The 26,630-nt window shown below is 35.1% G+C and carries 23 protein-coding genes; 18 read left to right on the plus strand and 5 right to left on the minus strand.

The genetic code is table 11. From position 1 onward, the window contains the following. Window positions 1-7: 7 nt before the first annotated feature. Window positions 8-1,090 (plus strand): patatin-like phospholipase family protein, encoded by a 1,083-nt coding sequence (locus OQ292_RS21235; RefSeq protein ID WP_284686438.1) that lies wholly within the window; start codon window positions 8-10, stop codon window positions 1,088-1,090. Window positions 1,091-1,097: 7 nt separating this feature from the next. On the opposite strand, the gene OQ292_RS21240 is transcribed toward OQ292_RS21235, so the two are convergent. From OQ292_RS21240 to OQ292_RS41115, 3 genes are all read right to left on the minus strand, one after another. After that, window positions 1,098-1,670: a sugar O-acetyltransferase gene (locus OQ292_RS21240; RefSeq protein WP_284686439.1), complete on the minus strand. Its 573-nt coding sequence runs from the start codon at window positions 1,668-1,670 to the stop codon at window positions 1,098-1,100. 153 nt (window positions 1,671-1,823) lie between these two features. Further along, window positions 1,824-2,966 (minus strand): lanthionine synthetase LanC family protein, encoded by a 1,143-nt coding sequence (locus tag OQ292_RS21245; RefSeq protein ID WP_284686440.1) that lies wholly within the window; start codon window positions 2,964-2,966, stop codon window positions 1,824-1,826. An 82-nt stretch (window positions 2,967-3,048) separates the two neighbouring features. Next, window positions 3,049-3,180 carry a class I lanthipeptide gene (locus OQ292_RS41115; RefSeq protein WP_431733779.1) on the minus strand — a complete coding sequence of 44 codons (132 nt, stop codon included), beginning with the start codon at window positions 3,178-3,180 and terminating at the stop codon, window positions 3,049-3,051. 389 nt (window positions 3,181-3,569) lie between these two features. On the opposite strand from OQ292_RS41115, the gene OQ292_RS21250 reads away from it, so the two are divergent. Together OQ292_RS21250 and OQ292_RS21255 are read left to right on the plus strand one after the other, a co-directional pair. Further along, the gene (locus OQ292_RS21250; RefSeq protein WP_284686441.1) at window positions 3,570-4,571 is read left to right on the plus strand and encodes a sensor histidine kinase; all 1,002 of its coding nucleotides are present in this window, start codon (window positions 3,570-3,572) and stop codon (window positions 4,569-4,571) included. Further along, window positions 4,568-5,302, plus strand: coding sequence for a LytR/AlgR family response regulator transcription factor (locus OQ292_RS21255; RefSeq protein WP_284686442.1), 735 nt, complete (start codon window positions 4,568-4,570; stop codon window positions 5,300-5,302). Before OQ292_RS21250 ends, OQ292_RS21255 begins: the two co-directional genes overlap by 4 nt. 34 nt (window positions 5,303-5,336) lie before the next feature. On the opposite strand, the gene OQ292_RS21260 is transcribed toward OQ292_RS21255, so the two are convergent. Beyond that, entirely contained in the window at window positions 5,337-8,444 is a 3,108-nt protein-coding gene (locus tag OQ292_RS21260; RefSeq protein WP_284686443.1) for a lantibiotic dehydratase, read from the minus strand. A gap of 437 nt (window positions 8,445-8,881) precedes the next feature. Between OQ292_RS21260 and OQ292_RS21265 the strand changes: the two genes are divergently transcribed. The 15 genes from OQ292_RS21265 to OQ292_RS21335 all read left to right on the plus strand — a co-directional run bounded on the left by OQ292_RS21265 (window position 8,882) and on the right by OQ292_RS21335 (window position 26,016). Next, on the plus strand, window positions 8,882-9,403 hold the full coding sequence (locus OQ292_RS21265) for a UpxY family transcription antiterminator (RefSeq protein WP_284686444.1): 522 nt from the start codon (window positions 8,882-8,884) through the stop codon (window positions 9,401-9,403). Between the two features lie 67 nt (window positions 9,404-9,470). Continuing rightward, window positions 9,471-10,643 (plus strand): lysophospholipid acyltransferase family protein, encoded by a 1,173-nt coding sequence (locus tag OQ292_RS21270; RefSeq protein ID WP_284686445.1) that lies wholly within the window; start codon window positions 9,471-9,473, stop codon window positions 10,641-10,643. A 36-nt stretch (window positions 10,644-10,679) separates the two neighbouring features. Further along, on the plus strand, window positions 10,680-12,104 hold the full coding sequence (locus OQ292_RS21275) for a class I adenylate-forming enzyme family protein (RefSeq protein ID WP_284686446.1): 1,425 nt from the start codon (window positions 10,680-10,682) through the stop codon (window positions 12,102-12,104). A 21-nt stretch (window positions 12,105-12,125) separates the two neighbouring features. After that, on the plus strand, window positions 12,126-12,779 hold the full coding sequence (locus tag OQ292_RS21280; RefSeq protein ID WP_284686447.1) for a 4'-phosphopantetheinyl transferase family protein: 654 nt from the start codon (window positions 12,126-12,128) through the stop codon (window positions 12,777-12,779). 42 nt (window positions 12,780-12,821) lie between these two features. After that, on the plus strand, window positions 12,822-13,292 hold the full coding sequence (locus OQ292_RS21285) for a 3-hydroxyacyl-ACP dehydratase FabZ family protein (RefSeq protein ID WP_284686448.1): 471 nt from the start codon (window positions 12,822-12,824) through the stop codon (window positions 13,290-13,292). A 42-nt stretch (window positions 13,293-13,334) separates the two neighbouring features. Then, complete coding sequence (locus OQ292_RS21290) at window positions 13,335-14,579, plus strand: beta-ketoacyl synthase N-terminal-like domain-containing protein (RefSeq protein WP_284686449.1); 1,245 nt, start codon at window positions 13,335-13,337, stop codon at window positions 14,577-14,579. 54 nt (window positions 14,580-14,633) lie between these two features. After that, a complete protein-coding gene (locus tag OQ292_RS21295) occupies window positions 14,634-15,296 on the plus strand; it encodes a tetratricopeptide repeat protein (protein WP_284686450.1) in 663 nt (220 codons plus the stop codon). A gap of 68 nt (window positions 15,297-15,364) precedes the next feature. Further along, on the plus strand, window positions 15,365-16,114 hold the full coding sequence (locus OQ292_RS21300) for an SDR family NAD(P)-dependent oxidoreductase (RefSeq protein WP_284686451.1): 750 nt from the start codon (window positions 15,365-15,367) through the stop codon (window positions 16,112-16,114). A 61-nt stretch (window positions 16,115-16,175) separates the two neighbouring features. Continuing rightward, window positions 16,176-17,387 (plus strand): beta-ketoacyl-[acyl-carrier-protein] synthase family protein, encoded by a 1,212-nt coding sequence (locus tag OQ292_RS21305; RefSeq protein WP_284686452.1) that lies wholly within the window; start codon window positions 16,176-16,178, stop codon window positions 17,385-17,387. Between the two features lie 93 nt (window positions 17,388-17,480). Then, window positions 17,481-17,774, plus strand: a complete 294-nt coding sequence (locus tag OQ292_RS21310) for an acyl carrier protein (RefSeq protein WP_284686453.1) — start codon at window positions 17,481-17,483, stop codon at window positions 17,772-17,774. Between the two features lie 173 nt (window positions 17,775-17,947). After that, on the plus strand, window positions 17,948-18,085 hold the full coding sequence (locus OQ292_RS21315; protein ID WP_284686454.1) for a hypothetical protein: 138 nt from the start codon (window positions 17,948-17,950) through the stop codon (window positions 18,083-18,085). 2,166 nt (window positions 18,086-20,251) lie between these two features. Then, window positions 20,252-21,508, plus strand: coding sequence for a M50 family metallopeptidase (locus OQ292_RS21320; RefSeq protein ID WP_284686455.1), 1,257 nt, complete (start codon window positions 20,252-20,254; stop codon window positions 21,506-21,508). Continuing rightward, window positions 21,505-22,746: an arginase family protein gene (locus tag OQ292_RS21325; RefSeq protein ID WP_284686456.1), complete on the plus strand. Its 1,242-nt coding sequence runs from the start codon at window positions 21,505-21,507 to the stop codon at window positions 22,744-22,746. The genes OQ292_RS21320 and OQ292_RS21325 overlap by 4 nt, the downstream gene beginning before the upstream one ends. 126 nt (window positions 22,747-22,872) lie before the next feature. After that, entirely contained in the window at window positions 22,873-25,059 is a 2,187-nt protein-coding gene (locus OQ292_RS21330; protein ID WP_284686457.1) for a TonB-dependent receptor, read from the plus strand. Window positions 25,060-25,245: 186 nt separating this feature from the next. Beyond that, window positions 25,246-26,016, plus strand: coding sequence for a thioesterase II family protein (locus OQ292_RS21335; RefSeq protein WP_284686458.1), 771 nt, complete (start codon window positions 25,246-25,248; stop codon window positions 26,014-26,016). A gap of 42 nt (window positions 26,017-26,058) precedes the next feature. Here the strand turns inward: OQ292_RS21335 and OQ292_RS21340 are convergent, their stop codons facing one another. After that, a complete protein-coding gene (locus OQ292_RS21340) occupies window positions 26,059-26,475 on the minus strand; it encodes a hypothetical protein (RefSeq protein ID WP_284686459.1) in 417 nt (138 codons plus the stop codon). Window positions 26,476-26,630: the final 155 nt, after the last annotated feature.

The following is a 26,630-nucleotide window of genomic DNA, read 5'->3' on the forward strand; positions in this document are numbered from 1 at the left end:
TTGAAAAATGTCAGACTCTAAAAAGAAAGTTAGAATTTTATCTATTGATGGTGGAGGTATTAGAGGTGTAATACCGGCTGTTATACTGGAGTATGTAGAGAAAAAAATTGCTGAAATCACCGGAAATCCGAATGCGAGAATTGCAGATTATTTTGATTTAATTGCAGGTACAAGTACTGGTGGTATTTTAACCTGTATCTATTTAGCACCGAGCACAGATAAAAATGCAGGTGCGCCAACTGCAAAGTATTCGGCTAAAAGAGCGCTAAATTTTTATTTAGAAAATGGACATAGAATTTTTAATGATTCAAAAAAGCATGATTGGTTTGGGTTAAGACAACTATTCAATGCTAATAAGTATTATCCTAATTTTTTAGAAAAACTTTTGGATGATGAGTTTAAAGATTTAAAGTTAAGCGAACTTTTAAAGCCTTGTATTATAACTACCTACAACATGGTTACTAAGTCTGCTTTCTTTTTTAGTAGTACAGAAAGGCCAGAGTCTAAAAGAGATTTTTATGTAAAAGATGTAGCCAGATCTACATCGGCAGCACCTACATATTTTCCACCAGCCGTAATTAGAAATCTGATTACTGATAAAAAGATGGTGAATCTTGATGGAGGAGTTTTTGCCAATAATCCGGCGATGTGTGCTTATGCAGAAAGTTCTAGCTCCTATTATCAGGCAAATACGAGTATTGATGATATGCTCATACTTTCTATTGGAACTGGTGGTGGGCAGTTCGATTTGCCAGATATAATGACCAGTGATAAATGGGGTGTTTTGGACTGGGCAAAATCAACTCCTGAAATTATGATGGATGGAAGTTTTGATACAGTAGATTACCAAATGAAGCAATTGTTTAGGAAAGAAGAGGGGAACACTTGCAACTATAAAAGAGTCGATTTCTATGGTGAAAAAAGATATGCTAAAAACATGGCGGAAGCTTCTAAACCAAATATTAAACTTTTAATAGAAGCAGGTAAAATGGCAATAGAACAAGCAAACGAAAAGAAATCTGGCGATCATACTTTAGATAATTTTATCGAGCTTTTAGTGCAAGAAGAAAGTAAAGAATCTATAGTCTAGTGTTAAACTATAATTCTTTCTGAACTACACATGGATTGCCAAAGGCCAGTACATTATCTGGAATATCTTTGGTGACAACACTGCCTGCACCAATAGTTACATTGTTGCCAATGGTAACTCCCGGAAAAATAACCGAGTTGCCACCAATCCAGGCATTGTCGCCAATGCTTACAGGTTTGGTAGAAGTGAGGTAGCGAGAGCTTTTATCTTCTGTAATAATTCTATCAGCAGCCTTTAAGGGATGAATGGCTGTGTAAACCTGCACATAAGGAGCAATTAAGCCATTCTTTCCAATGGTAATTTTGTTGTTATCTAGAAACATGCAATTGGTATTTACAAAGGTGTTTTCTCCAATAGAAATATTGGCTCCATAATCACAAAAGAAAGGTGTTTCAATCCAAACTCCATCTGCTTTGTATTCGAATAGGTCAGATAAAATGCGTCCGCGTTCGGCTAGGTTTTCGGAGTCAAGATAATTATATGCTTTCAATAGCTTTCTAGCTTTATGATACATGGCCAACAATTCTGGATCTCTAGAATCGTAAAATGCTCCACTTAGCATTTTTTCTTTCTCAGTCATAAGGTTGCATGTTTATGATGTAAAGCAATTTATGATTTTAAAAGAAGAATGTTTGAAAGGGGGAGTAATATGTGGTGTGAAACCGGATAAATAGAGATTCTGATGGAAAGTATTCTTTAAGAAAGCATAAATAAGAATTATAAGCTGAAAATATCAAGCAAATAAAAGCTTGTTCCAGCTTAATTCTTCTTCTGAAATATAAGATAGGAGTGTGAGCCCAACACCAGTTAAGCCTTTTAGGAAGTTAAAATTTGGATGTAGGTGTTTGTTCTCTTTTATTTCTTGATCTAAATAAAACATGGTTTTATCAATCCAATATTCGTAGCCTTCTTTGTAGGCTTCTTGTTTGCTCAATTGATACAAAGCTCTGTAAGATTCTGCAACGCCGGCAGCTCCATTAAAAAAGCAAGAGTTCATCACTTGAGTAGAGGGAATATCTTTGCGAATAAGGGTATTTAAACCAATAAGTTCTGCGATTCTGTGCAAATTGTGGTTATGTAAAATCTGATCTGATTTATAAAATAAAATAGAGTGATTAAGATCGCTATTTGCCCAGCTCAATTGTGATGAATAAGAAATGTCTTTATTATGATTGTTTACACGATAAGGGAACATAGAGTAATTTCCTGGAGAAAAATCTATTTCTCTTTTAAGCGAAAATATATACTTAATTGCTTTTGTAATTACTTTTTCAGTTTGATCATTTTTAATACCAACCATGTGGATGTTTACTAGAGAAAGTAATAAGCCAGCCAATCCATTTCCAAATCCTAAATAAAGCGGTTCATTTGTTTCAGTCTGGTTGGAATTGTAATCTGTATATTTTTCGATACAATTAAATATAAGTGGTAAGAGCTGATTCAAATATTCAGTATATCTCTCTTCTGGTAATTTTGAAGTGAAATAGTTAACAATGGTAGTAATGTATTGTAAATTATCTGTTTGTTTTTCTGCTAAAACTGAATAAGCATAGTTAAATAGGTTATGATCAATTTTCTCAATTTGCTCTTTAGTAGTGTAATTGAGCAAAGTTTTATTTTCAGTTTCAGATAAAATAAAGAGTCCGTATATAAAATGATCAGCTTGCGAATGAATGTTAGAACTATGGCTAGATAGCAACTTCAAATAATCATTTAATACGGACTCAAATCTTTCAGCGTATTCATCCTTCTTGTATACTTTATGAAGAGTATAATAGTAAAGTATTAGCTCTATTCTTGAATAGTCATTCAGGTTTTTGTAATGTTTTTCTATTATAGAATTAATACTTACGATATATTCTTCTGATTTTAACATTTATCTATCATTTTGTAATTAATAATGTCGAGTTGATAAATAAGTTTAGTATAGCCGGTTGAAAGATAGCTGGTTACAATTTTTAAAAAGAAATAGTGCTTGTCGTTGTAATCGTAGTCGATTGTTTTTTATTTACAGATTTTACTGTGTCTAATTTTGTTATTGTTCTTTTTCTTAGGGCGATTTTTTTTGAGATAGAATTTTGCGTTTTCATGTTTGTAAAAGTTTTGTATTAGGGTTGTATAAGTTTTATTGAGTTTTTGTCCGCTAGCAACATTACAAACATGCAAAGGATTGGAGCGATAAGAAAAATTATTACACCAACACGGTGATTGGGAGTACAAACCAGAAAATCGCTAGTATAAATACCCTGTTTTTTTGTACAAATCTAGATTTTGCTCAATACAAACAACCAAAAAGAATAGGACGAATATTTTAGAAAAAAGGATAAACAAGTTTATTTAAATGATTAATCCCTAAAATTTAAGCAATACTTTATGCCAGAATTTTGGAAATATTTTTTTAAGTTTATGCTGTTTCCATTAATTATTTTTACTAGAATAATAATTAACTAATCGCCGAGCTTTTATTATTTAGTGCTGTATGATCCAATTAAAGCAGAAAGAATTAAAGACTATCTCAATCCATGTCTTTGTATGGATTTTTTATGTGATTTATGAACTCTCCACGATATTTATTATAGATAGTAACTATTTTAATTTCTGGGAAACATTCTTCAACTTCTCACTCTATGCTGCGCTTTTTTATACCAATGCGCTAGTAATTTTTCCAAACTTCTATAAAAGAGGAAAGTATTTGTTACTTGTTCCTAGTCTATTATTAACCATTGCGATTTTTGTATCACTAAGGTATTTTTTGAAAATATATATTATCCCACTTTTTGGATATGACTTGGTATATGAGTTTAGAACATCGAATCGTTTTTTAGCAGAATCTATCTGGCGTGGTGGATATTTTATTATGTTGAGTATTGGATATTGGTTTGCAACTAATCTTATTAAAACTGAAAAGGAGCGAAGAAAGGTAGAAGTAGCGATGCTAAAGAGCCAGATTAATCCACATTTTTTATTTAATACACTTAACTTCCTGTATTCTAAGATTCATAAAGTATCAGAGAAAACTGCCGAAGGCATCCTCTTACTTTCAGATATTATGCGCTATGCTTTTCAAGAAGATATAGAAGGGAAAGTGATGTTAGAAGAAGAGGTAAGACACATTAAGAATTATATCGCCATTAATCAACTACGTTTCGAGAATACCTTGCAAATTAAATTTGAGATAATTGGTAATACCCAATTTAGAATGATAATACCATTGGTGCTTATTACACTTGTGGAGAATTGTTTTAAACATGGAAATGCCAACGATTTAGAACATCCGATCATCATTACACTGGAAGTTCAGGATGATTATCTTATTTTTAGTACATTTAATAAGAAAAGGGCTATTCCGGCAGAAAAGTCTTCGGGTGTTGGGCTTACCAATACTTTAAAAAGACTCGATGCTATATATGGAACAAACTACTCATTTGATACAAAAAACGAAGGAGAATTTTACTCAACTAACTTAAAGATAATGCTATGATTACATGTCTGATCGTTGACGACGAACAAGGTGCTATTAATATTCTTAAAGAGTATATTGAGCGTACCCCATTTTTAAAACTCATTGAAACCACTACTAACCCCATGGAAGTATTGCAACTGGTAAATAATCACCAGATTGACCTTATTTTTATGGACATCCAAATGCCACATCTTACAGGAATAGATCTTATTAAGATGCTTGGAGGCAAATGTAAAGTAATTTTCACCACAGCTTATAGCGAATTTGCAATTGAAGGTTTCGAATACGAAGCCCTAGATTACTTGCTAAAACCAATTCCTTTTCAACGTTTTTTAACTGCTGCTCAAAAAGCACTTAACAAAGATATTTTCAATATGCCCGATTGGCAGCCAGAAGAAAATGAAGACGATTACATCTTTGTAAAAACAGAGAACAAGGGAAAAATGGTGAAGGTCAATTTTAAAGACATTACCTATGTAGAAGGTCTTAAGAATTATGTTTCCATTTATACTAGCGATGGTGAAAGAGTTGTAACACTACTGAATATTAAAGATCTAAAAGCAAGACTACCAGAAAAGAAATTTATGCGAGTACATCGCTCTTACATTGTAGCATTAGATCAGATAAAAGCGGTAGATGGTAACCAGATTCTACTTTATAATATGAAAGCCTATCTACCACTAGGAGATACTTACCGTCAACCATTTTTTGAGGTGCTGAAAGAGAAAATTATGGGCGGCAAAAAATAAATTCAACTCTCTGCGAAAGATGTTTCTCTAAAGATTAACCATGAGAAAAATCTTTCTTTTTCTTCAATATTGCCTGTTGAGACATATAATGTCGATACATAAAGTCATAAATCAATAATTCGTGTAATCGCTGTTTTGCAGGTAGAAGCCTATTTAGATGCATATGTAGTAAACTACTAACAGCACCGTCTAGCGAAGGCTTATTATGAGAGCTCATTATCTTTTCTGCCAGTAATTTTAATTTTTTATAAGGTTCACATAAGAATTGAAGAAAATCTATTTCTTCTGGCGTATTTTGGTTAAGCAGAGCCGAAATATCAGGACGGAAACTTCTATATTTTTTATCAAGTTGAAGTTTTAGGTTTTTGTCCATATTAAACTCTTCTGCAAAAGCAGTTTTGAGTTTTCTACTAATTTCTAATTTTTCAGATAAGGTATAATTGAAAACATCCAAAATAGCATTGCAAGCACTTATACCAAACAGCCAACGATGATGGGTAGCCTCATCGCTAAATGCCAATTGTTCTAGTGCTTCTAATATAAACTGGCTATCAGCAGCAAAAAGACTTTCGATTTCGGTGATGCTTTTCTTACCATACCTTTCTAGTTCTCTTCTATAAATAGCAGTTTGCGTTTGCCAAATGATGTTTTCTTCTTCATAAGGTTTAAGATATGTATTTATCTGCAAGATTACCTTGCCAATAACAGAGACTTTGGGTAAATGGAATCTTATTCTTATATGATGATCTGGATCTATAAATCGTATGAAAAACCATTTATCTATTAGATTTTCTGATCGAAGTAGCTCTATAAGTGGCTTTATCGTTTCAACCAGTATTTTATCTGCTGCATCAACTCCGCAATACAATTTATAGTACAACCATTCAGAACCTAGAGAAAATTCTCGTTGTACTTGGTTATCCGCTTTATCTTCAGCAATTATTTTAATCTGATGTGCTGCTTTTTGTTTTATTAAACTCGATATAAACTGATTTACAATGGGTTTACCATTAGCATCGGTTATAGGGTTTTTAGTTTTATCAAAAATAAATTCTTTGAGTGTTATCTCATCTCGGTTTTTAATCGTGTCAATCCAAGCTTTGGTCATTAAGTCATTTTCAAGATCAATCATTAATTCTCTGTCGGCATCTGCCAAAACAAAATAGCGAGGCAAATTCCATTTTTGCTGAAATTGCTTTAAAGCTTCTGGTATATCTTTTCCTTTGATCAACATATTAAACTCATCTTTTTGCAACTTCCAAGTAGCAGGGTAGAGTATGATATTTTTATAAATGATTCTCGGAATAAATGCAGTGCCCATTTGCTTGTGATCTGGCTGCAATTGTAAATAAGTCTGCAAACCTTGATTTTGTAGTTCAGCCAAAAAATGATAAATCGGCATTGATCGGTTTGTATAATTATGTGCCGAACTCAATCGAGGTACTATCACCTTATTCAATTTTTTAGACCTCAATACAAGCTGATTGTTTTTTACAGATATATATAAGTCTTGTAAGCTAATTTGTTGATCAGCCGCAACAGCAGATTTTGTGAGATAGGGGATCTCATATTCGCGAAAAACAGGTCTTAACAAAATGTTTCCAATTCTACTTTCTGGTAAATGAACAATCTCTGCAAATATCACATCAGTATTTTTAGCTTGTTCAAGCTCCGTAACCTCATTTACTACTTCATCGATTTTAGGATTTGCATGTGCAAACCTACCAAGCAAATTGGCAGCACTCGAACCACTAAAAGATTCTATAAAAAGCTTTTCATCATCCAACATGCGAAACATGACTGAAAGAGAAGGTGATAAGTTAAACTCTTGCTTAGGCAGTTTATTAAAAACTTGCTTATCTAGTTGAATGCAGAATTGACCATTTTTTTCTGCGGCTCTTACTTTCTCATATAAATACTGTGCAGCTACCGATCTTTCAATCTTTGTTGTTTTGATGTGATCATCATTCAATTCAATATCTTCTACTAATGGTGTATTGCCACTATTATCAACTTCACCAAAACCAATGCCCGATTCTGTATCTAAGACTTGCAGCAAGGGCATTTCCTTATCTTCGTATCGAGTATAAAACTCCTTTATAAAATTTTCGAGCAGTTTATTATCTCTTTTGGGTGTGAGGTATTGAAGCAGCTCAAAAGCTTCCATTATTTGTTGTTGATACTTTATATCCAATTTCTGTTCCTCATCTGGAAAAATCGTATCTGTTTGGAAAAGCTTATTCTGTTCAAATGGCACTTCCAGTTTTTCCAAAATGCTTATAATTTCCTCATAAGCAGCTAGGTTATTACCATTACCTCCATCAATACTTTTGAGTAGTTCATCAATTTGTTTAAGGTGATGAATGATTTGTTGCAACTCTTCATCTGGATTCGAACTCTCGATTCGCTCTAATACTTTTAATAATTGATAGATAAACTCTTCACCAGTGATGGCTGGCTCTAACTCACTTACTAAGAGTTGTGCAGAGATGAGTTGTTCTATAAACTCAAGGGCGGTGTCTTTATCAATTTCATCATCTATTATATAAGGAGCAATATTTTGAGGGTTACATCCAGTTTTACATATCTCAAAAGCTTTTTGCAAATACTCAGAGTTTTCAACTGCACTTATCTGATGGATGCGCTTGCCATCTACATATTGGTATTCTATATAGCGTATCTCATCTCCAATTTTATAAACACTGCTATTGGGGAAATACTTTAATTCATATTTAAGAAATTTTTTTTGTGCCAAATGTTGAGATAGTGCACAGAGGTAATGCATATCCAAACGGGTATGCTGTTGCTTTTTACTTGTATCTATTTTCAGATTTTGACTTTCATCCCAATTAACCACTGTGCAACCTGCGAACAAACCAAAAGGAGTACAGCGACTAAACATGCGTGTATAATACTTTATAAGTGTGTTTAGGATTTTCTGCTCCTCTTTAGGATTGGTTATTTGATTATTTACTAAAAGTTGACATTTACTATATACACTGGGTGATGCCAAATAAAGTGCTTCTAGAAAGTGGGCATCTTGCAAATGGCGAATAATGACTTCTTTGCTAACATCTCCTTGAAATGGCAGTGTAGGTGTGCGTAGTATAAGCTTAGGATGAAAGTTGTAGTCTGGTTTCATAATGGTATAGCAAGTCAAATTTTTCTATTGGGTAATATAGAAAATATCCTTCAAATCCAGAATTACTATTAATTAGTTATTAAAAAAAGCGAGTTCATAAGCTGAAAAAACAAGATTCGTACAAGGCCTTGTTAATTATTCCTGGTTGATACCTCCAAAACTGGGGTTTTATCCATCATAAACATCTCAAAAATCTTTTTTCAAATATTTGTACTTCTAAAAAGCGGGTTCGTGTAATAATTTTCAAATGGCGAATATTCTGGTGCATCTTTGAAATAACAAAGGAGATGAAGGGAAGACAAAAAGAAAGAAGCTCCAGAGTTTTTAAGAAACCTGAAAGAGGCGGAGGAGACATATAATGTATTAAAAATAGGGCTTGTGACCCAATGTGGCGAAGCCATATCCAAAGAAGAAGAAAACGCAAAAACTATAAAACCATGAAAAAAAACGCTCATTTAAATCCGTCTTGGTATGTTGTTTACACATATCCGCAAGCTGAAAAGCAAGTTAGAAACAAAGTAAATGAATTGGGTTACGAAACATTTCTTCCCATGCAAAAAGAAGTTCGCCAATGGAGCGATCGCAAAAAAGAAATTGAAGCACCGCTTTTTCCGAACTATGTGTTTGTAAAAACTAGCTCGCAAGAGAGATTCAATTTAATGAAAGTGAGAGGTTTAGTAAACTTCATTTCTTTTGGAGGCACACCAGTTTCAATTCCTGAAGAAGAGATTGAATCAATCAAAAAAGTACTTTGTGGAAACCCAGTAGTTTCTTCTACAGCAGATAACTACCACATTGGCGACAGAGTAACAATTACCAAAGGCCAGTTTGCAGGAACAGAAGGCATACTAGTAAGAGAAAATGGTAAAAGCAGATTTGTAGTTCAGTTACAAGCTTTAAAACAATCTGTTTCAATCGATATCTCTAAAGATTATTTGAGCACTTGCACATTTAGCTAATAAACTCAACCTAACACTAAGTCAATCGCTATCTATTTCAATTATCAACGACTAAAAAAATACCCCTATGGAAACTATCAGCAGCCAACTTTACAAACAAAACTATCATCGTCTCAAAGAGCATATTACCCAACGCGAGCAGCTTAAAAAAGAAAAGAAGCAATTAAAAGATTTCAATTTTTTATCAGCAAATCTTTCCAACTTTTTGCCAACTGTTCCAGAATCATCGCATGAAAACATATACTATAACATACTCTACAATAACTCACGGCTTGTGACAGAACCGTCGTATCCTGACCTTATAAACAATATTAACCGCTTAGGCGACACAAGTTGTCTAGAACAACAAACACCAGCTATATACTGTACTTATCATTTGGGTTCTTACCGGTCAATCATAGGGGTATTGGCCAGTGCAGGCAAAGACTTTGTACTTTTGGTAGACCAAAACACCTATAATAAGCAGCACATAAAAGTTACTGAAATTGTAAACTCAATACATGCCAACTTTAACCAATCGTCCTATTTTGGGCTCGAAGCAGCAGAACAACACGACATTGCCATCCGACTATTTAAACACATTCGATCTGGTAGATCAATTGTAGCATACCTGGATGGCAACACCGGAGTAGGAGGTATCTATAAAAAAGACCCTCAATTTTTGAATATTCCTTTTTTACATCAAAACCTCTATTCGAGAAAGGGAATTACCACCCTTTCTTATGCCGCAAAAGTGCCTGTTATTCCGGTGATCTCCTGGTATGATGACCATGAACAAGACGTAAAACTCAAATTTTATGATCCGATTAATCCACTTGAGTGGACCAAAGGAAAAGAAGATTATTGCTACACAGTTACCTCTTATTTGTATAAGATACTCGAAGAAAAACTGCTCACTTATTACGACCAATGGGAGGGTTGGCTCTATGTGCATAAATACCTCGACTGGGATAATATAAAGCGAGTTATCAGTATAGAAAATACAACAGATAATGGCGGAGCTGTGGAAAATTTAGTCTTCAATAAAACGGAGTATAGCCTTTTTAAACTTGACGAAAACTGTTTTCTGTTTAATAGGGCAACCTATAGTGCCTACGAAATTAACGAAGAGTTATTAAGCTTTTTGGATAAGCGGGAAACCGTGAATCCTGAGTACAGCATAGCTGCAAATCTCTCTGACTCACTCTTACAAAACCTGATAGAAAAACGGGTTTTAATTCAATCTAAATTGGCGTCTTAAAACCCAAATTTTCTAAACCTTTGCTATGATAAAAATATGAATCATTCCATCATTAATATTCTTAAAGAGAATTGTAGTAACTCAGTTGCACTCATCGAATGCGGAAAAGGCATTACTTATAGCGAGCTATGGGCAAAAGTAAACCTCTATGCAAAAGAGCTAGAAAAACAGGGAATTGATAAGGGAAAAATCATTGTGCTCTCGTTCCCAAATTCTATAGAACTATCTATTATATTCTTAGCACTTTTACAGCTCGAAGCCATTCCGCTTATTGTAAATGAATTACAAGAAAATGCCATCGATTTCGAAAAATTGAACTGCTATGGCTATCTAGCTCACGAAAAAAATACTAGTTCGGCACTTTATAAATCTCTGATTGAAAGAAAGCTGAAATGCGAATCTATATTCAATATCAGCTTTCTATTTAAAAACGGTCAGTATAATTCTCATAAGCACTTAGAAGATACCGCTTTGCTTGTGACCAGTTCTGGAAGCACGAGTATTAGCAAGGTGATAAAACTGAGTGCAGCTGGCACCATTGCCAACATAAAAGCCAATGTAAAATCGATTGGGATTCGCCCAGATGATACTACCATAATGGCTTTACCCATGAACTATTCTTACGGTTTAATCGCTCAGTTTCTCAGCCATTTGTATGTAGGTAGTAAAATTGTATTGGCAGATGCAAGGTTTGCCATTACCCAAATTCCAAGATTGATTCCTGCTAGTAAAGCAACCTCTTTGTTTACTGTGCCGCCAATGATTCGACAGATCAATTACATGCAGGAGAAAGGATTTTTTACTGGTGATTTTAGCTCACTAAGATTTATAACAGTAGGAGGGAATCACATAGAAAAAGAGTCTCTACAAAGAGCTATGAATGTTTTTAGCTGTCCATTTATTAAAACTTATGGACTTGCAGAGGCTGGACCAAGAGTGAGTACTTACAAAGTTGAAACGCCAACAGATCCGGAAATAGATTCAGTAGGTTATCCACTAGAAGGTGTGAAAATGAGGGTGTTGGATGCCATAGGCAACAATGCCAAACCGAATGAAATTGGCAGAGTGTTAATAGAAAGCCCTTCGGTAATGAATGGATATATGCATGAGTTACCTCCTCATGTAAAGCCACAACAAAGTATACTCACAGAAGACATGGCTTACTTCTCAGAAACAGGAAAACTCTTTGTGTTGGGCAGAAGTAAAAACCAGATTGTAGTAGAAGGTCGCAGTATCTGGTTTCAAGAAATAGCCAATGCAATCTACAGTACTGGAAAAGTGCTAAAAGCCATAGTAGATGTAAAAAATGGCGAAACCATTATTTCTATAGTCACCATGCCAGCTTGCAAGCTCACGCACGAATCGGTCTACTTGTTACTGTGCGAGCACTTCCAGTTTAATGCATGGGAAAAAGTGAAAATAGAGTTCCTAAAAGCCAATTCTGTTAAAGTCGCAAAATAGGCAATTGATAAAAAAATAACTATGCTCAAAAGTTGTCAGGTATATTATACAAAGATAGATCAGTTACCCTCTGCCGAACTGGTGGCAAGCATGATGGATCGCTTTCCACCATTGCTAAAGAAGCGTCTGTCTATGTATAAAGCAGAAAGAGCAAGAGCATTATCACTCACGGGCAAGTTGTTGTTATCACATGGTTTAAAAGATATGGGTTATTATGAAGATGCTTTACAAGAGATATATTATTCTGGAAATGGCAGGCCATTTTTTCAAAACTTACAGATAGACTTTAATATCTCGCACTCAAAAGACATCATTATTTGCGCCATTGCCCCCCAGTGTAAAGTGGGAATAGATATACAACATGTAGTTAAAATTAGTAAAAGAGCATCGAGTTTTTTTCTCCATCCATTAGAAGATCAAGATATGGATAATCATAGCAAGATTACTGTGTGGGCGAAGAAAGAAGCAATAGGAAAAGTAGATGGAAACGGACTTGGAATGGCTTTTACAGAGATTTACTGCCCAGAAAATATTTACTATCAAGGTCAAAATACTTATTACATCCATCAGCTAGATATTCATACCGATTATGTGTGTTGTATCGCTTTTCACCAGAAGTCGGTGGATATTGAAACGAAAGAGGTGGATTTAGTCCAATTAGTCAAAGAATTTTAAGAAAGATCAACCCAAAATATCAACATTTTAAAACTCAAAATCATGATTACCGAAACGAAAATTGATTACCCCAAACCAGAAACGCTATTGCCACATCGCCCGCCATTTTTATTGGTAGATAATATCGTTGACTTTAAGTTTGGTGAATCACTCACAGCCAATAAAGAGATTGGCAAAGATGAAATCTTTTTCCAAGGTCATTTTCCGGGCTACCCACTTTTACCAGGTGTAATTCTGGTAGAGATGATGTTCCAAACCTGCGGCTTATATGGCAGATTAGAAGCCCTCAACTTTGGTAATTCCGAACAAGTTCAGGTTCCGCAGAAACCAGCTTCTGGCAGAGCTATCAAAATTAAAAATGTGTCTTTTCACAAAGAAATAAGGCCAGAGAGCAAACTTCAAATAGAAGTAAAGTTTAAACACAAACTAATGGGTTTCTCTGAGTTTGATGCCAAAGTAATTTGCGAAGGCAAAGTAGCAGCAAAAGGCAGCGTAACTGTCCATATCTCCTGATTATAAAAGCCTGTTTTATTCAACAATCAAAAAAATAACATCATGGAAAATCAACAAAGAATTGTAATTACCGGAGTTGGAACGGTGTCTAGCATGGGTGTGGGAAAAGCTTCGTTTATCGATAAAATTACTCAAAATTTATCTGGTATCTCGCTTAGAGAAAAGTGGGAATACCAAGAAATAGAAAAACAATACTGTGGCGTTTGCACAGAGTTTTCAATAAAGAATTATTTAGCTGGTTTACGTTTTCCATTTCCCCTGAGGTATTCGCAATTGGCTATGCTGGGCTGTCATTTGGCGATTGATGACGCACAGCTAGACCTACCTTCATTCTCACCAGAAAGATTAGGGTTGATCTTAAATACAGATATAGCTGCTAATGCAGCGGTCGAGAGTTACTTGACTAAACTGTATGAAAGAGGTGCAGATAAGGTAAGTCCGCTGAACTTTACTAAGACAGTGGCCAATTGTGCTCTGGGAGATGTAACCCGCTTCTTTAAATTAAGAGGTCCAAGCTCTATGCTTTTGGGAGAAAACAGCGCAGCTTATGGTTTCGATCTGCTGCAAGACGACAAAGCAGATGTAATGATCTGTGGCGGTTTTGATGAACTAAGAGATTCTACTTTTTTCAATTATGTATTGAGTGATAAAGTTTTATCTCCCAAAAATGAAAAGGGAGAATATGTTTCTCTCAAAGAAAAACTAGGTACTCCCGAAGAAGAAGGAAAGCTTATTCTTGGCGAAGGTTCTGCCTTTGTAGTGATGGAAAAACTAGAGCACGCACTCGAAAGAAATGCACCTATCTATGCGGAAGTATTGGGCTATTCTACCGGATGCGATGGTATTGGAAACCACTTGCTAACAGAGCGCTCCCATACCGACTTAGCTTCTGTTATGTTAGATTCCATCCAACATACAGGTATAAGTGAAAACGATGTGGATTTGGTGGTGGGTGGTTCTTGCTTGCCTTGGCAGGTAAAAAGCTACGAAGCGAAAGCCATCGAAAATGTGTGTAAAAAAGAAGAGGTTTACTACACCACTATTAAATCTAAAACTGGTGAAACACTGGGAGCATCGGCCACACTCTCACTGGCTACTGGAGCACTGGGTGTAAAATACGAAATGGTGCCAGGCACAGGCTTTCCAAATCAAGTGCTGGAAGGTGTAAATAAGCAGATCATCATTCCTGAAGAAAGTGTAGAGGTAAAAGATAAAATCAACTACGCTATTGTAAACTCTATCCATTTGGGAGGCAATACCACCAGTATGGTACTCAAGAAATATTAATCAACCACTAATACTTTATAAATCATTCATTCAATCTTTTAAAACTTTATTATCATGAAAAAACTGATTTTCACCCTATTAACATTGGCATTTACTTATGCTGTTGTACTTGCTCAAGACAATGCTTACGAAGCTGCTGTGCTAGAGAATGTTCAAATATTAGATACGGCAGTTACAGAAGCTACTTTCTTAACGATGGCTAATAACTTTGAAAGAATTGCACTCGCAGAAAAAGACAAATGGTTGCCTTACTACTACGCAGCTTTCAGCAAGATTAACCAAGCAATGGTTACCAAAGACATCAACGAAATAGATGTACTAGCTCAAAAGGCTAACAAGTATCTCGAAGTTGCTGATTCTCTTTCTCCAAATAACTCAGAGATTTTATGCTTAAAAGCGCTTTCTTATAGCAGTAGAATTAAAGTAGATGTAATGGGTCGTGGAATGAAATTCGTATCCAAATCTAACTCTTACCTCAAAGAAGCTTGTGCGATAGACAAAAACAACCCAAGAGCTTACTATCTCTTAGCTCAAAACTTGTACAATGTTCCTGCTGATTTTGGTGGTGGCCCTGAAGCTGCAAAGAGATTATTCGATAACTCAGCCAGACTTTTTGCAGAAAATATCGCAGACGAAAACACCATTAAACCTCACTGGGGAAGAGCACCACTAGAGCATGCTTTAGGTCGCTATAAAGATCAAGTTGAAGAAGATTAATTCCTAAGTCGATAATCACTAACAAATCAGATACATACACAAATTGAATTAACATCAGAAAAGCAATTATGGAAGCACATCAAAAAATAGCCCTTGTAACCGGTGGCACTCGGGGAATAGGAAGAGCTATCTCATTAGAACTTGCTCACCAAGGTTACAGAGTAATATTTACCTATTTAAGCAAGGTAGAAATGGCTGAGTCACTCGTAAATGAAATCGCAGAACACAATTTACCGACAGCAAAAGCACTTAAGTGCGATATGAGCGATAGTAAAGAAGTAGCCAGCTTATTTAAAAATATCAAAAAAGAATTTCCGAAGATTGATGTAGTAGTAAACAATGCAGGAATTCTTGGTAATAGCCGCCCGTTTATGTTCACTACAGACGATGAATGGTGGAAAGTAGTAAAAACCAATGTGGCTAGTGTGGTAAATACTTGTCGCAATGTACTACCGATGATGATCCGCCAGAAGCGCGGTGTAATTATCAATATCACATCCCTATCAGGCCAAAAAGGCAATCCGGGTCAATCAGCTTATTCAGCATCAAAAGCAGCCATTGTTTCATTCTCTAAAGCACTTACCAAAGAAGTAGCTCGCTCAGGAGTGATTATAAACTGTGTTTCTCCTGGCTTAATCGAGACAGACATGACTTCAAACCTAAACAATGGTTATTTTGAAGAGCGCATGTCGAGAAGCCCACTTAAAAGAATGGGAACTTCTATAGAAGTAGCAAATTTGGTTAGTTATCTAGCAAGTGCAGCTCCTCAATACATTATCGGGCAGGAGATTACCATAGATGGTGGCATCGGCGTATAAAGCAGATGATTGTTAAACACCTTCATTCAATTTCATAATCAATCATCAAATTTTAAATGCTATGGAACGAGTTGTAATTACTGGGCTGGGAATCTTATGCTCAATCGGAAATAACTTGCAAGATTTTAAAACCAATTTAAAAAATGGCACTTCCGGTTTGAAGCAAATTCCGACACGCCGATTTGATACAAGCCTACCTGCTTACCGAAATAATAGTGCTTGTATTTTGGAACCTGAACTGTACGACGATTTGTACGAAAAAGACGCGACCATTCTCAGCGATCTATCTAAAAAAGTAGTACAGGATGCCATTGAAGATGCCGGCTTGCAAATGGATAAAATAAATAATAGAAGAATGGGAGTGGCAGTAGCTACTTCAGTAGGAGCGAGCTATCCTTTTATGAGATGGGTAAAAAACAAAATTCAGGGAGAACCTGCAAAAGATATAGACTTGCTTTTTCATACGACTTCTACTATCGGAGGTAACATTGCAAAACAGTATGATTTAAGGGGTCCTATTTCAACAATCTCGACAGCTTGTGCAGCAGGAACCAACTCAATAGGCAGAGGCTTCGACTTTATCTCTAAAGGAAGAGTAGATTACATGATAGCCGGTGGTGTAGATGTATTTACAGAACTTACTTACAGTGGTTTTAATGCACTGCAAGCCATCTCAAAAGGAGCATGTAAACCATTCGATAAAAACAGAGATGGTCTTAATTTAGGTGATGCAGGTGCATTTGTAATACTCGAAAGCCTTAGTTCTGCTAAGAAGAGAAATGCAAAAATCTATGCTGAAATAAAAGGTTATTCGACCATTAACGAAGCATATCACGCAACGGCTCCTTGTCCTGATGGAGGGTTTGCTTACTCGGCGATGCAAAAAGCTTTATCTCAAGGCAAGATAGACATTGGCAAAGTGGAATACATCAATGCACACGGCACAGCTACCGCTGCTAATGATACCATGGAAATTAAAGCCATAAGAAAACTGGCAGACAAAAGACCGGTGTTTGTAAGCTCTACAAAGTCTATGACTGGGCATACATTAGGCGCAGCTGGCAGCGTAGAGCTGGTAGCAACAACAGTAGCTATGCACGATGGATTTATTCCACCAACGATCAACCTTTCTGATCCGATTTTGGAAGCAGAAGACCACAATTTGGTAATAGTTAAAGACAAAGGACTCGATTATAAATTCGATACGGCAATTTCAAATTCATTTGGATTTGCAGGAAATATGTCGGCCATTGCGATACAAAGTTTTACCTGAGATCAATCTCAACGCAAAACTTATCAATTCAAAATTCTAAAAAACACTTTCAAAATATATCAATTTTTACAACCCTAAAATTTTTTAAAAACTATGGAAACTTTATCTCAAATTCAGGGAAAAATCAAAGTATGCATCATTGAAGCACTAGAAATTGACGGAGCTTCTCCAGAAGATATTGGCAATGAAGATCCATTTTTCGGTACTGATGAAGAACCAGGTATCATCCAAGATTCATTAGCTATTCTTGAAATTGCTTCTCGTTTGTCTGAAGAGTTCGGCATACTTCCATCTGAGTTTAATGAAACATCTTTTCAGAATGTGAATGTGTTAAGTGAAATGATCTACAACCGTTTGTCTGAAGAATCACTTTCTACAGTTCAGTAAGAAATAATTAATAGCAGTTTTAAAATACCATTATTTTACACAGCCAGCAAAGTAAAAAACAGATACTTTTTCAGGTACAAATCTAGGGCTGAAAACCACAATGGTAAACTGTTATTGAAACCCCAAATTAAAATTATTCACTTAGAGCATCATCCATCAAAAACTTTACAATCATGAATAAAAAATTAATAAGCGGAGATTTAAAGGATGCACTTTCTATCGTAGAGCTTGAAAGCAGATTCGAATTAACAGCTGCATCTGTAGATATAGACCGCTGCAAAGATACTGGCTCAGGCAAAGTAGACATCTAATTTCCATATAGAACAATAAGAATTAATTCATTTTTTAATCATATATAACTTTATCACCATGTCAAAAGAAGTACTTAAAGACGCGCTAAACATAGTAGAATTAGAAGAAAGACACGAAATGACTGCTGTAGCAGCTGATGCAGATCGTTGCATCTACAAAGAGGCTTAATCTAACTCTCAGTAGAAATCTTGATTTAACACCACAAGCAGTTAAGGATACACAAAACAAACTTTCACAGATGTTTTATCTGTCACTCTGATAGCTCAGTTTTAGTGAAAACTACACTGCCTCCATTTAAAAATATTTTTTCAAAAATAAACTTTATCACCATGTCAAAAGAAATCTTAAAAGACGCATTAAACATAGTAGAATTAGAAGAAAGACACGAAATGACTGCTGTTGCAGCAGACGCAGATCGTTGTATCTACAAAGAAGCTTCTTTGGTTTAATCTACAAGTATTTCAAAAATATATATTTAGCAGCAAAGTATACACAAAACAAATTTTCACAGATGTTTTATCTGTCTACCTAGCTATCTCTGTTAAAGTGAAAACTACGCTGCTTACTCTTAAAATTATTATTCAAAAATAAACTCTATCACCATGTCAAAAGAAGTATTAAAAGACGCATTAAACATTGTAGAATTAGAAGAGAGACACGAAATGACTGCCGTAGCAGCAGAAGCAGATCGTTGCACTATTACAGGTGATCTAGTGTAAGTGATTCATTATCAATAGAATTCACTCTTTCATATTCATAAAATTATTACTCATTTTTTTAAATATACCATCATGTCAAAAGAAGTATTAAAAGAATCATTAAACATTGTAGAGTTAGAAGAAAGACACGAAATGACTGCTGTAGCAGCTGATGCTGATCGTTGCATCTATAGCGAAAAATAAGTCGGACTTATTAACTTTCAATCTTTTAATTTGTAAGTAGTATTTATTCGCAAAGCACATCTTTACAGATCCTTGTCTGTTCATTCGAACTCAAAATGTTTACGTGCAATAACGACTGCTTATACCTCTAATATTTCATCCAAATTTAAAACTTTATCATCATGTCAAAAGAAATCTTAAAAGACGCATTAAACATCGTAGAATTAGAAGAGAGACACGAAATGACTGCTGTAGCAGCTGATGCTGATCGTTGCATCTATAGCGAAAAATAAGTCGGACTTATTAACTTTCAATCTTTTAATTTGTAAGTAGTATTTATTCGCAAAGCACATCTTTACAGATCCTTGTCTGTTCATTCGAACTCAAAATGTTTACGTGCAATAACGACTGCTTATACCTCTAATATTTCATCCAAATTTAAAACTTTATCATCATGTCAAAAGAAATCTTAAAAGACGCATTAAACATCGTAGAATTAGAAGAGAGACACGAAATGACTGCCGTAGCAGCAGAAGCAGATCGTTGCACTATTACTCAAAAATAGTATCCATTCATACTTTAATTTTACTTACAGCAGGTGGTAATATCTTTTGAAAACAGATTATTTGTTACGCTTAGTAATACCTGTTCTATTGACTTGACACCGCTTGTATTTTTCAATTTTACATTAATTTAAATAGAAATATCATGTCAAAAGAAATCTTAAAAGACGCATTAAACATAGTAGAGTTAGAAGAAAGACACGAAATGACTGCTGTAGCAGCAGAAGCAGATCGTTGCACTATTACTCAAAAATAGTATCCAATTAATACCTTAATTATCTCGCTTACAGCAAGTGGTAACATCTCTTGAAAACAGATTTTTTGTTACGTTTTGTAATGCTTGTTCTATTGATTTGAAACCACTTGCATTTTTAAATTTTCGTTCAATTTTTAAATAAAAATATCATGTCAAAAGAAGTACTTAAAGATTCATTAAACATAGTAGAGTTAGAAGAAAGACACGAAATGACTGCCGTAGCAGCTGATGCAGACCGTTGCATCTACAGCGAAAAATAATAGATAGAAGTTAACAAGTGTGTTCACCGGGCTGGTGCTATCTGCCAGTCTGGTTCTTCAATTACTCTTACAATATCAGACATTAATCATTCTCTCTGATTAATGTCTCGCTACACAATCAAAAAAATTATTTAATAGGGTTGATGATGGATTAACTCTACAATCAACTGCTATTTCTTATTGTAAACTCTTTTAAACTTTCGCTATGTATGAGTTAACAGCCTCCTATACCATAGAAGAAATTGATGCTTCTGGTAAGAAGAAGTTTTTACTAACTGTAAACGACAAACCATATTACGTAGGGGAGCTTGTATATTTAATTATCAGGTTTCTTTCCGAGAAAAAATCTACAGATGAGATGTTAGAATCTCTCAATAGATGGAGCAACAATCAATATAATTTTACCAAAGGCACTTTATTTGGAATTATAGAACAGCATATTAAGCCGCTGGGCTTGTTTGAGAAAGCCATTCCGCAAGATCAAAAAAAGCAGCTACCGCTTACAGGCATTCAAGGTCAGTGGACATTGGTAAAATTTGAGCATCTCAGAATATTTCTAGAAGTATTTAAATATGCATTTCACCCGGTAGTGTTTACCATATTGTTTATTGGATCTGCCGCAGTAAATTATTTTTATGTAAATCAATTTTTGGGTGCTAATACCGCTACTGCAGCAGCACAAACTGGTGAGTGTTTAAGAAATGCCAATTATGTTTTGCTGTTTTATCCACTTGCTTTTTTGGTATTGTTTTTCCACGAAATGGGCCACGCTGCTGCCTCTTATATGTATGGTGTAAAACCTAAGAATATTGGCTTCGGGTTTTATCTTGCATTGCCTGTTTTGTATGCTGATATTACTGGCGTTTGGAAGTTGAATCGCTGGAAAAGAACCATTATTAATTTAGGTGGTATTTACATGCAATTGCTCATAAACACGGTGATTTTTTATGTGCTTCGCTATTTAACCGACAGTACAGTAATTGAAGTGTTGATGTATATCATCATCTTAAACATGGGCACAGTGGTAATAAATCTAAATCCATTTTTTAGGTTCGATGGTTACTGGATTTACAGCGACTTGTTTAATCTGCCAAATCTGAGAAAGCAATCTAATGTATACTTGTTGAAAGCTATAAAGTATTTGTTTCCAAAAGCACCGATTAATCTGAATGAAAATGCTTTAAAAAACATCAACTTAAAAAATCCATTTTTGATAGTTTACTCTGTATTGAAGTATGCATTTTTTATCTACATAGCTAAGTTTATCGTGATACTAATTGCTCAATCTATTATGGATTTAAGCTTGGTTTTTAGCCAGATGGCAGCGATGGATTTTTCAATATGTGCGATTGAGTTTTATGCCAAAACGTGTTTCTCTTTGGGAGTAATTACTTACTTCTCTTACAAGTATACTAAGGTTTCTCGCAATTATGTTCGTAACATTAGAGCGCAAAAAGTATGATAGATTACGCCATCACCAGCTTAATGAAATCTCCCTTTACAGAGATTGACTGGCAGCCAAATGGCAAAGCCAAAGTTTACAGCATTATCAGCGGAAATATGTTTGAAGTAGGGCCGATGATAGTCGATATACTCGAATATGTAAAGAAGCCTCGTTTGTTTACAGAGATTGAAAAACACTTTGACTTGCAAGATGCCTTATTAGAAAAAACGATTGCTTTTCTTTTGTCTAAAGGATTGGTACTTGATACTGAAATGCAGGAAGAAGCAACTATTACAGTAACTCCTGTAGCAAACAGGCTTTTTAATACTGGCAATCTTTTGTTAGATCAAAATCACTCATCGAACTCTCAAATTTCTTTTGTAGGTGTGCCTTTTGGTAAGGGAAATAATGAGTCTACAGGATCTAGAAATTTTCCTTATAAGCTGCGCGAAATGGTGAAGCATTATAAGATTAATTTGAATAAAAGTGCAAAAGCAGAAGACTTTAAATTTCTAGATGGAGAGACAGATTTCACGAATCTGGCTAATTTATTTCAGCAAGAGCTGATTAAAGATTATGGCAATATCTTTATCAATACAAGTGAAGAAGGAAACTTTGTGTACGATAAAATATTCACCATTGCCAATGAGCTTTTCAGTAAAAAAGTAGTTCCGTTTTTTTTGGGTGGCGATCATTCAATTAGTTATCCATTAATAAAAGCTGCATTAAATAATTATTCCGATCTGCATGTCATTCATTTTGATGCTCACACAGATACCTACGGATCGCGATACGATTATTTAACGCATCGTAACAAAACACACCATCATGGTAATTTTGTTTCTAAATGCTTAGAAGACTCCCGATTCAATCAAATTTATCAGTTTGGAATTAGGGGAATTTCTAACATGGGGCAAAGGCCAGAAGCCCGACAAAAAATCTACTGGTTTAGTGATATAAAAAGAGCGATGGATGCAGGAAAAACTTTCGATTTGCCAACAGATGTTCCTTACTATGTCACTTTTGATATTGATGTGCTTGATCCATCTGTGGCTCCAGGTACTGCAACGCCAGTTCCGGGTGGTTTCAATTTCGAAGAGATAAAGCAATTATTTTCGGTTGTATTGCAAAACAAAAATATAATCGGTCTAGATCTGGTAGAAAGCAATCCAGATTACGACAAAGAAAACCTCACAATGCAAACCGCCATACAAACAATTCTTTATCTCCTAAACCTGATTAACATCAAAAATTAAATTTCACTACCAATTCTGATGGCTTTGTTTCGGTCATCAAAAAATCAATTATCACTCAAAAACATTAAAAGCAGAATTCAATCGACAATTACAGTCTTAGCAGGCGATTATTAAACTTTATAAATCATGAAAGCATTATTACTTAACATTTTATTTGTGCTTGCAAGTACGTTTTTGTACGCACAAACTACCATACAAGGGTATGTAAAAGACAAAAGAAACAATCCCATTGTGGGTGCCAATGTATATATTAAAGATAGTTACGATGGCACCACATCTAGACCCGACGGATTTTTCACTTTTACCACGCGTAAAACCGGGGAGCAAACACTGGTTTTCCATTTGATGGGATTTAAAGACAGCGAACAGAAAATTACAGTTGGCTCAGAACCGATAGAAGTTTCTGGAAGCATGGAAGAGATGTTTTTAGAACTTGCTGAAGCAACAGTCACCGCATCTCGCTATTTTGAAGCAAGTGATCAAAACCGAGCTACTGTATTAAAACCCATAGATATAATGACCATCGGAGGTTCTAATTCAGACATCACATCAGCATTAAGAACCATGCCCGGCACACAACAAATTGGCGAACAAGAAGGCTTGTTTGTAAGAGGAGGAACCGGCGATGAAACCAAGATATTTGTAGATGGATTAATGGTAAATAACTTTTACCAAAGAGGCACGCCAGGTGTATCGCAAAGAGGTCGTTTTTCTCCCGATTTATTTAAAGGTTCGCATTTTAGTAGTGGTGGTTATTCTGCTATGTACGGTCAAGCATTATCATCTACACTGATACTCGAAACACAAGATTTACCAGAGCAAAGTACCACAGAAGCTTCCATTACATCAGTAGGAGTAAGCGCAGACTTGAACCTACTTGCCAAGAACGAAAAATCATCATTTACTTCCTCAGTAAATTATATGAATTTGGCACCTTACTACAATGTGGTAAAACAGTCGAAAGACTTTGTGAAAATGCCAGAATACTTAAACGGATCTGTCAATTTTAGAACCAAGACTTCTAAAACAGGCATGCTTAAATTTTTAGGTATGTATGGGACTAGTGCCGTTTCTTTAAATGAAAATAGTCTGGATTATTTGGGTAATAAAGACTTTGCAGATGTAGATAACTCGAATATCTATACCAACTTAACTTACAGCGATTGGTTAAAAGACGATCTCAAAATTAACACAGGACTTTCTGCAAGTACCAATACCGATAAGTACTATACCGAAGTAAGAGGAGATGACCAAATACACAGCAAACAAGGTGTAAAATATGGTTCTCAGTTGTACCAAGCGAGAACAGTTTTAACCAAATATTTCAGCAATTACTTCGAGCTTAATTTTGGAGGTGAAGTACAACATGTGGCAGAAAATTCAACATGGAGCGATGTGGAATCAGGAAGCGATTCTGTAGCAGGTTTTACAGATAATTTTTCTTCAGTATTTATCGAAAGTAATATTGAATTAGTTAAGAACTTGAAGGCAAGAGCCGGTGTAAGAATGGAATATTCTTCGCTCTTACAAAAAATGAATATAGCTCCAAGGCTTTCTCTAGCCTATTTACTGAGCGAACAAGAGCAGTTTTTAGTTTCTTATGGACAATATTACCAAAAGCCAAATAGAGAGTATTTGTATTACGATGGACTTGATTACGGTAGAAGCGACCATTACATTGTGAGTTATCAGAAAAGAAGTGGTTTGCGTACGATTCGCACAGAAATATTCTACAAAAAATATCATAACCTAATAGAAACTGTTCCTAGTGTCAACAATGGTGGATATGGATATGCAAAAGGTTTTGAATTGTTTTGGAGAGACAAAAAGACCGTAAGAAATCTGGATTATTGGGTGTCTTATTCTTATCTCGATACTAAGAGAAAGTTTATGGATTATCCGATATTGGCTCAGCCAACTTTTGCCGCTAACCACACAGCTTCTTTGGTAATGAAAAGATACATTCCCGAACTTTCTTTGAGCACTGGTTTAACTTATAGTTATAGTTCTGGTCGTCCGTACTTTAACCCAAACAGACCAGATAGTGAGTTCCTTTCAGACAAAGTGCAGAATTACCACAATGTGAGCTTCTTACTGGCATATCTTACCAAGATTAGAAAAGCCAATGCCATTGTAGTGCTTTCTATGAGCAATCTTCTAGGTAGTAAGCAAGTGTTTGGTTACGAATACTCAAATGTAGATACGGGAATTAGGAGAGAAGTTACTCCTTTGGCTCCAAGATTCGTGATGATGGGCGTATTCTTAACATGGGGAATGGATAGAAGACAACAAACTATAGACGGTTTATTGTAATCGACATTTACGTTGATAACTGATTTGATAAAGATATTTATTAGTGATTTCACTAATTGAAGACCTGATTTATAAAGTAGTATTATAGCTCGTTTGCTTTTCTGCTATAATTCAAACAATCAATCCGTGGTGTTATCTGCGGATTGATTCTCAAATTACATTTCTAAATTACACAATCTTAAACTTATGGAAAAAGCCAAATTAATATGCCTCCCATATGCAGGAGGAAGCAGGTTTGCTTACAAACAATTTGTAGAAATGGCTCCATCCAGTTTACAAATTATACCTGTTGATTTACCGGGAAGAGGAACTCGGTTTAGTGAGCAATTGATTTATAATCCGGATAAAATAATTGATGATATACTCTATCAAATAGAATCTTATTTAAAGCCACCTTACGCCATTTATGGCCATAGCATGGGGACTTTATTGGCTTATTTGCTTACCAAAAAGATTACCCGAAGTAGGCTTCCTTTGCCCTTGCATTTGTTTCTGTCTGGTGGTAAAGCGCCATCTACTTTAGAAGATGAACCAATATTAAAAGTGCTTGATAAACAAGAGTTTATAACCCAACTGATAGAAATTGGAGGAATACCTGAAAAGGTGTTGAATAGCCCAAGATTGATTAAAATACTTAAACCAATCTTGCAGGCTGACTTTCAGGTAATCAAAAACTTTAACTATCAAAAAACTCCACCATTCAATTTACCTATTACGCTGTTGTTGGGTACCGATGAGAATATTACCACTCACCAAATTGCCGATTGGCAAGTAGAAACTAGTAAAAAGGTGGAGGTAGTTTGGTTTCCTGGTGGGCATTTCTTCTTGTTCGATCATACCAAAGAAATTCTTGAACTCATAGCCAGCAACCTACAATTGCATCAAAAACCAACATCTAAAGTCTTAAATTTTGTTCCTAATCAATCGATGAAAAGTGTCGTTAAAGTGATGTACTAACAATAACCTACCTCTCTGATAAGTTTTGCACTGTCAGAGAGGTTAATCTGTAAATTTTAATCTTACATTATAAGGTGTTTCAAAATGTTTTACATTTCTACGATCTGAAATTCCCTTTAGAGATATCGCATGTTTTTTCACTCTTTGGTAACTAGTTAAATAGTCTAGCTCTATTTTAGAAATCGTTCTTTCAAGTAGCCTTTGCTCTTTATAAGATACTGCTCTTAAAAAATTACCACAGTAAAATTGGTGAGATTGTTTTCTATAAAGTAGTCTAATGTTTTTTTGCTTTTTCTTAATTGGGATATCATTCCAAAATAAGTCCCATAGATTTGAAAACTCTCTAGAAGGGTAAATATGAATACAGCCAAACTCTAATAACATATCATCATTAGACAAGTATTCAAAATACAGAAGATAATCGTATTTCAGGAGAGATAGATGTGAAAAATAGTTCATGTTAATAATTAATTAAATCAATAAGATGTAGGAGAGAGGATGCAATTTTTTTCAAATGCGCCGATATTTTTTCTTAGCTGTGTTTATTAAGATAGTCGCATCATAACTGCTTTTATTACACTTATACAGCAGTTTTGAGGCTTGTTTTTGAAGTT

The sequence above is a fragment of the Chondrinema litorale genome (assembly GCF_026250525.1).
Taxonomy (GTDB): Bacteria; Bacteroidota; Bacteroidia; order Cytophagales; family Flammeovirgaceae; genus Chondrinema; species Chondrinema litorale.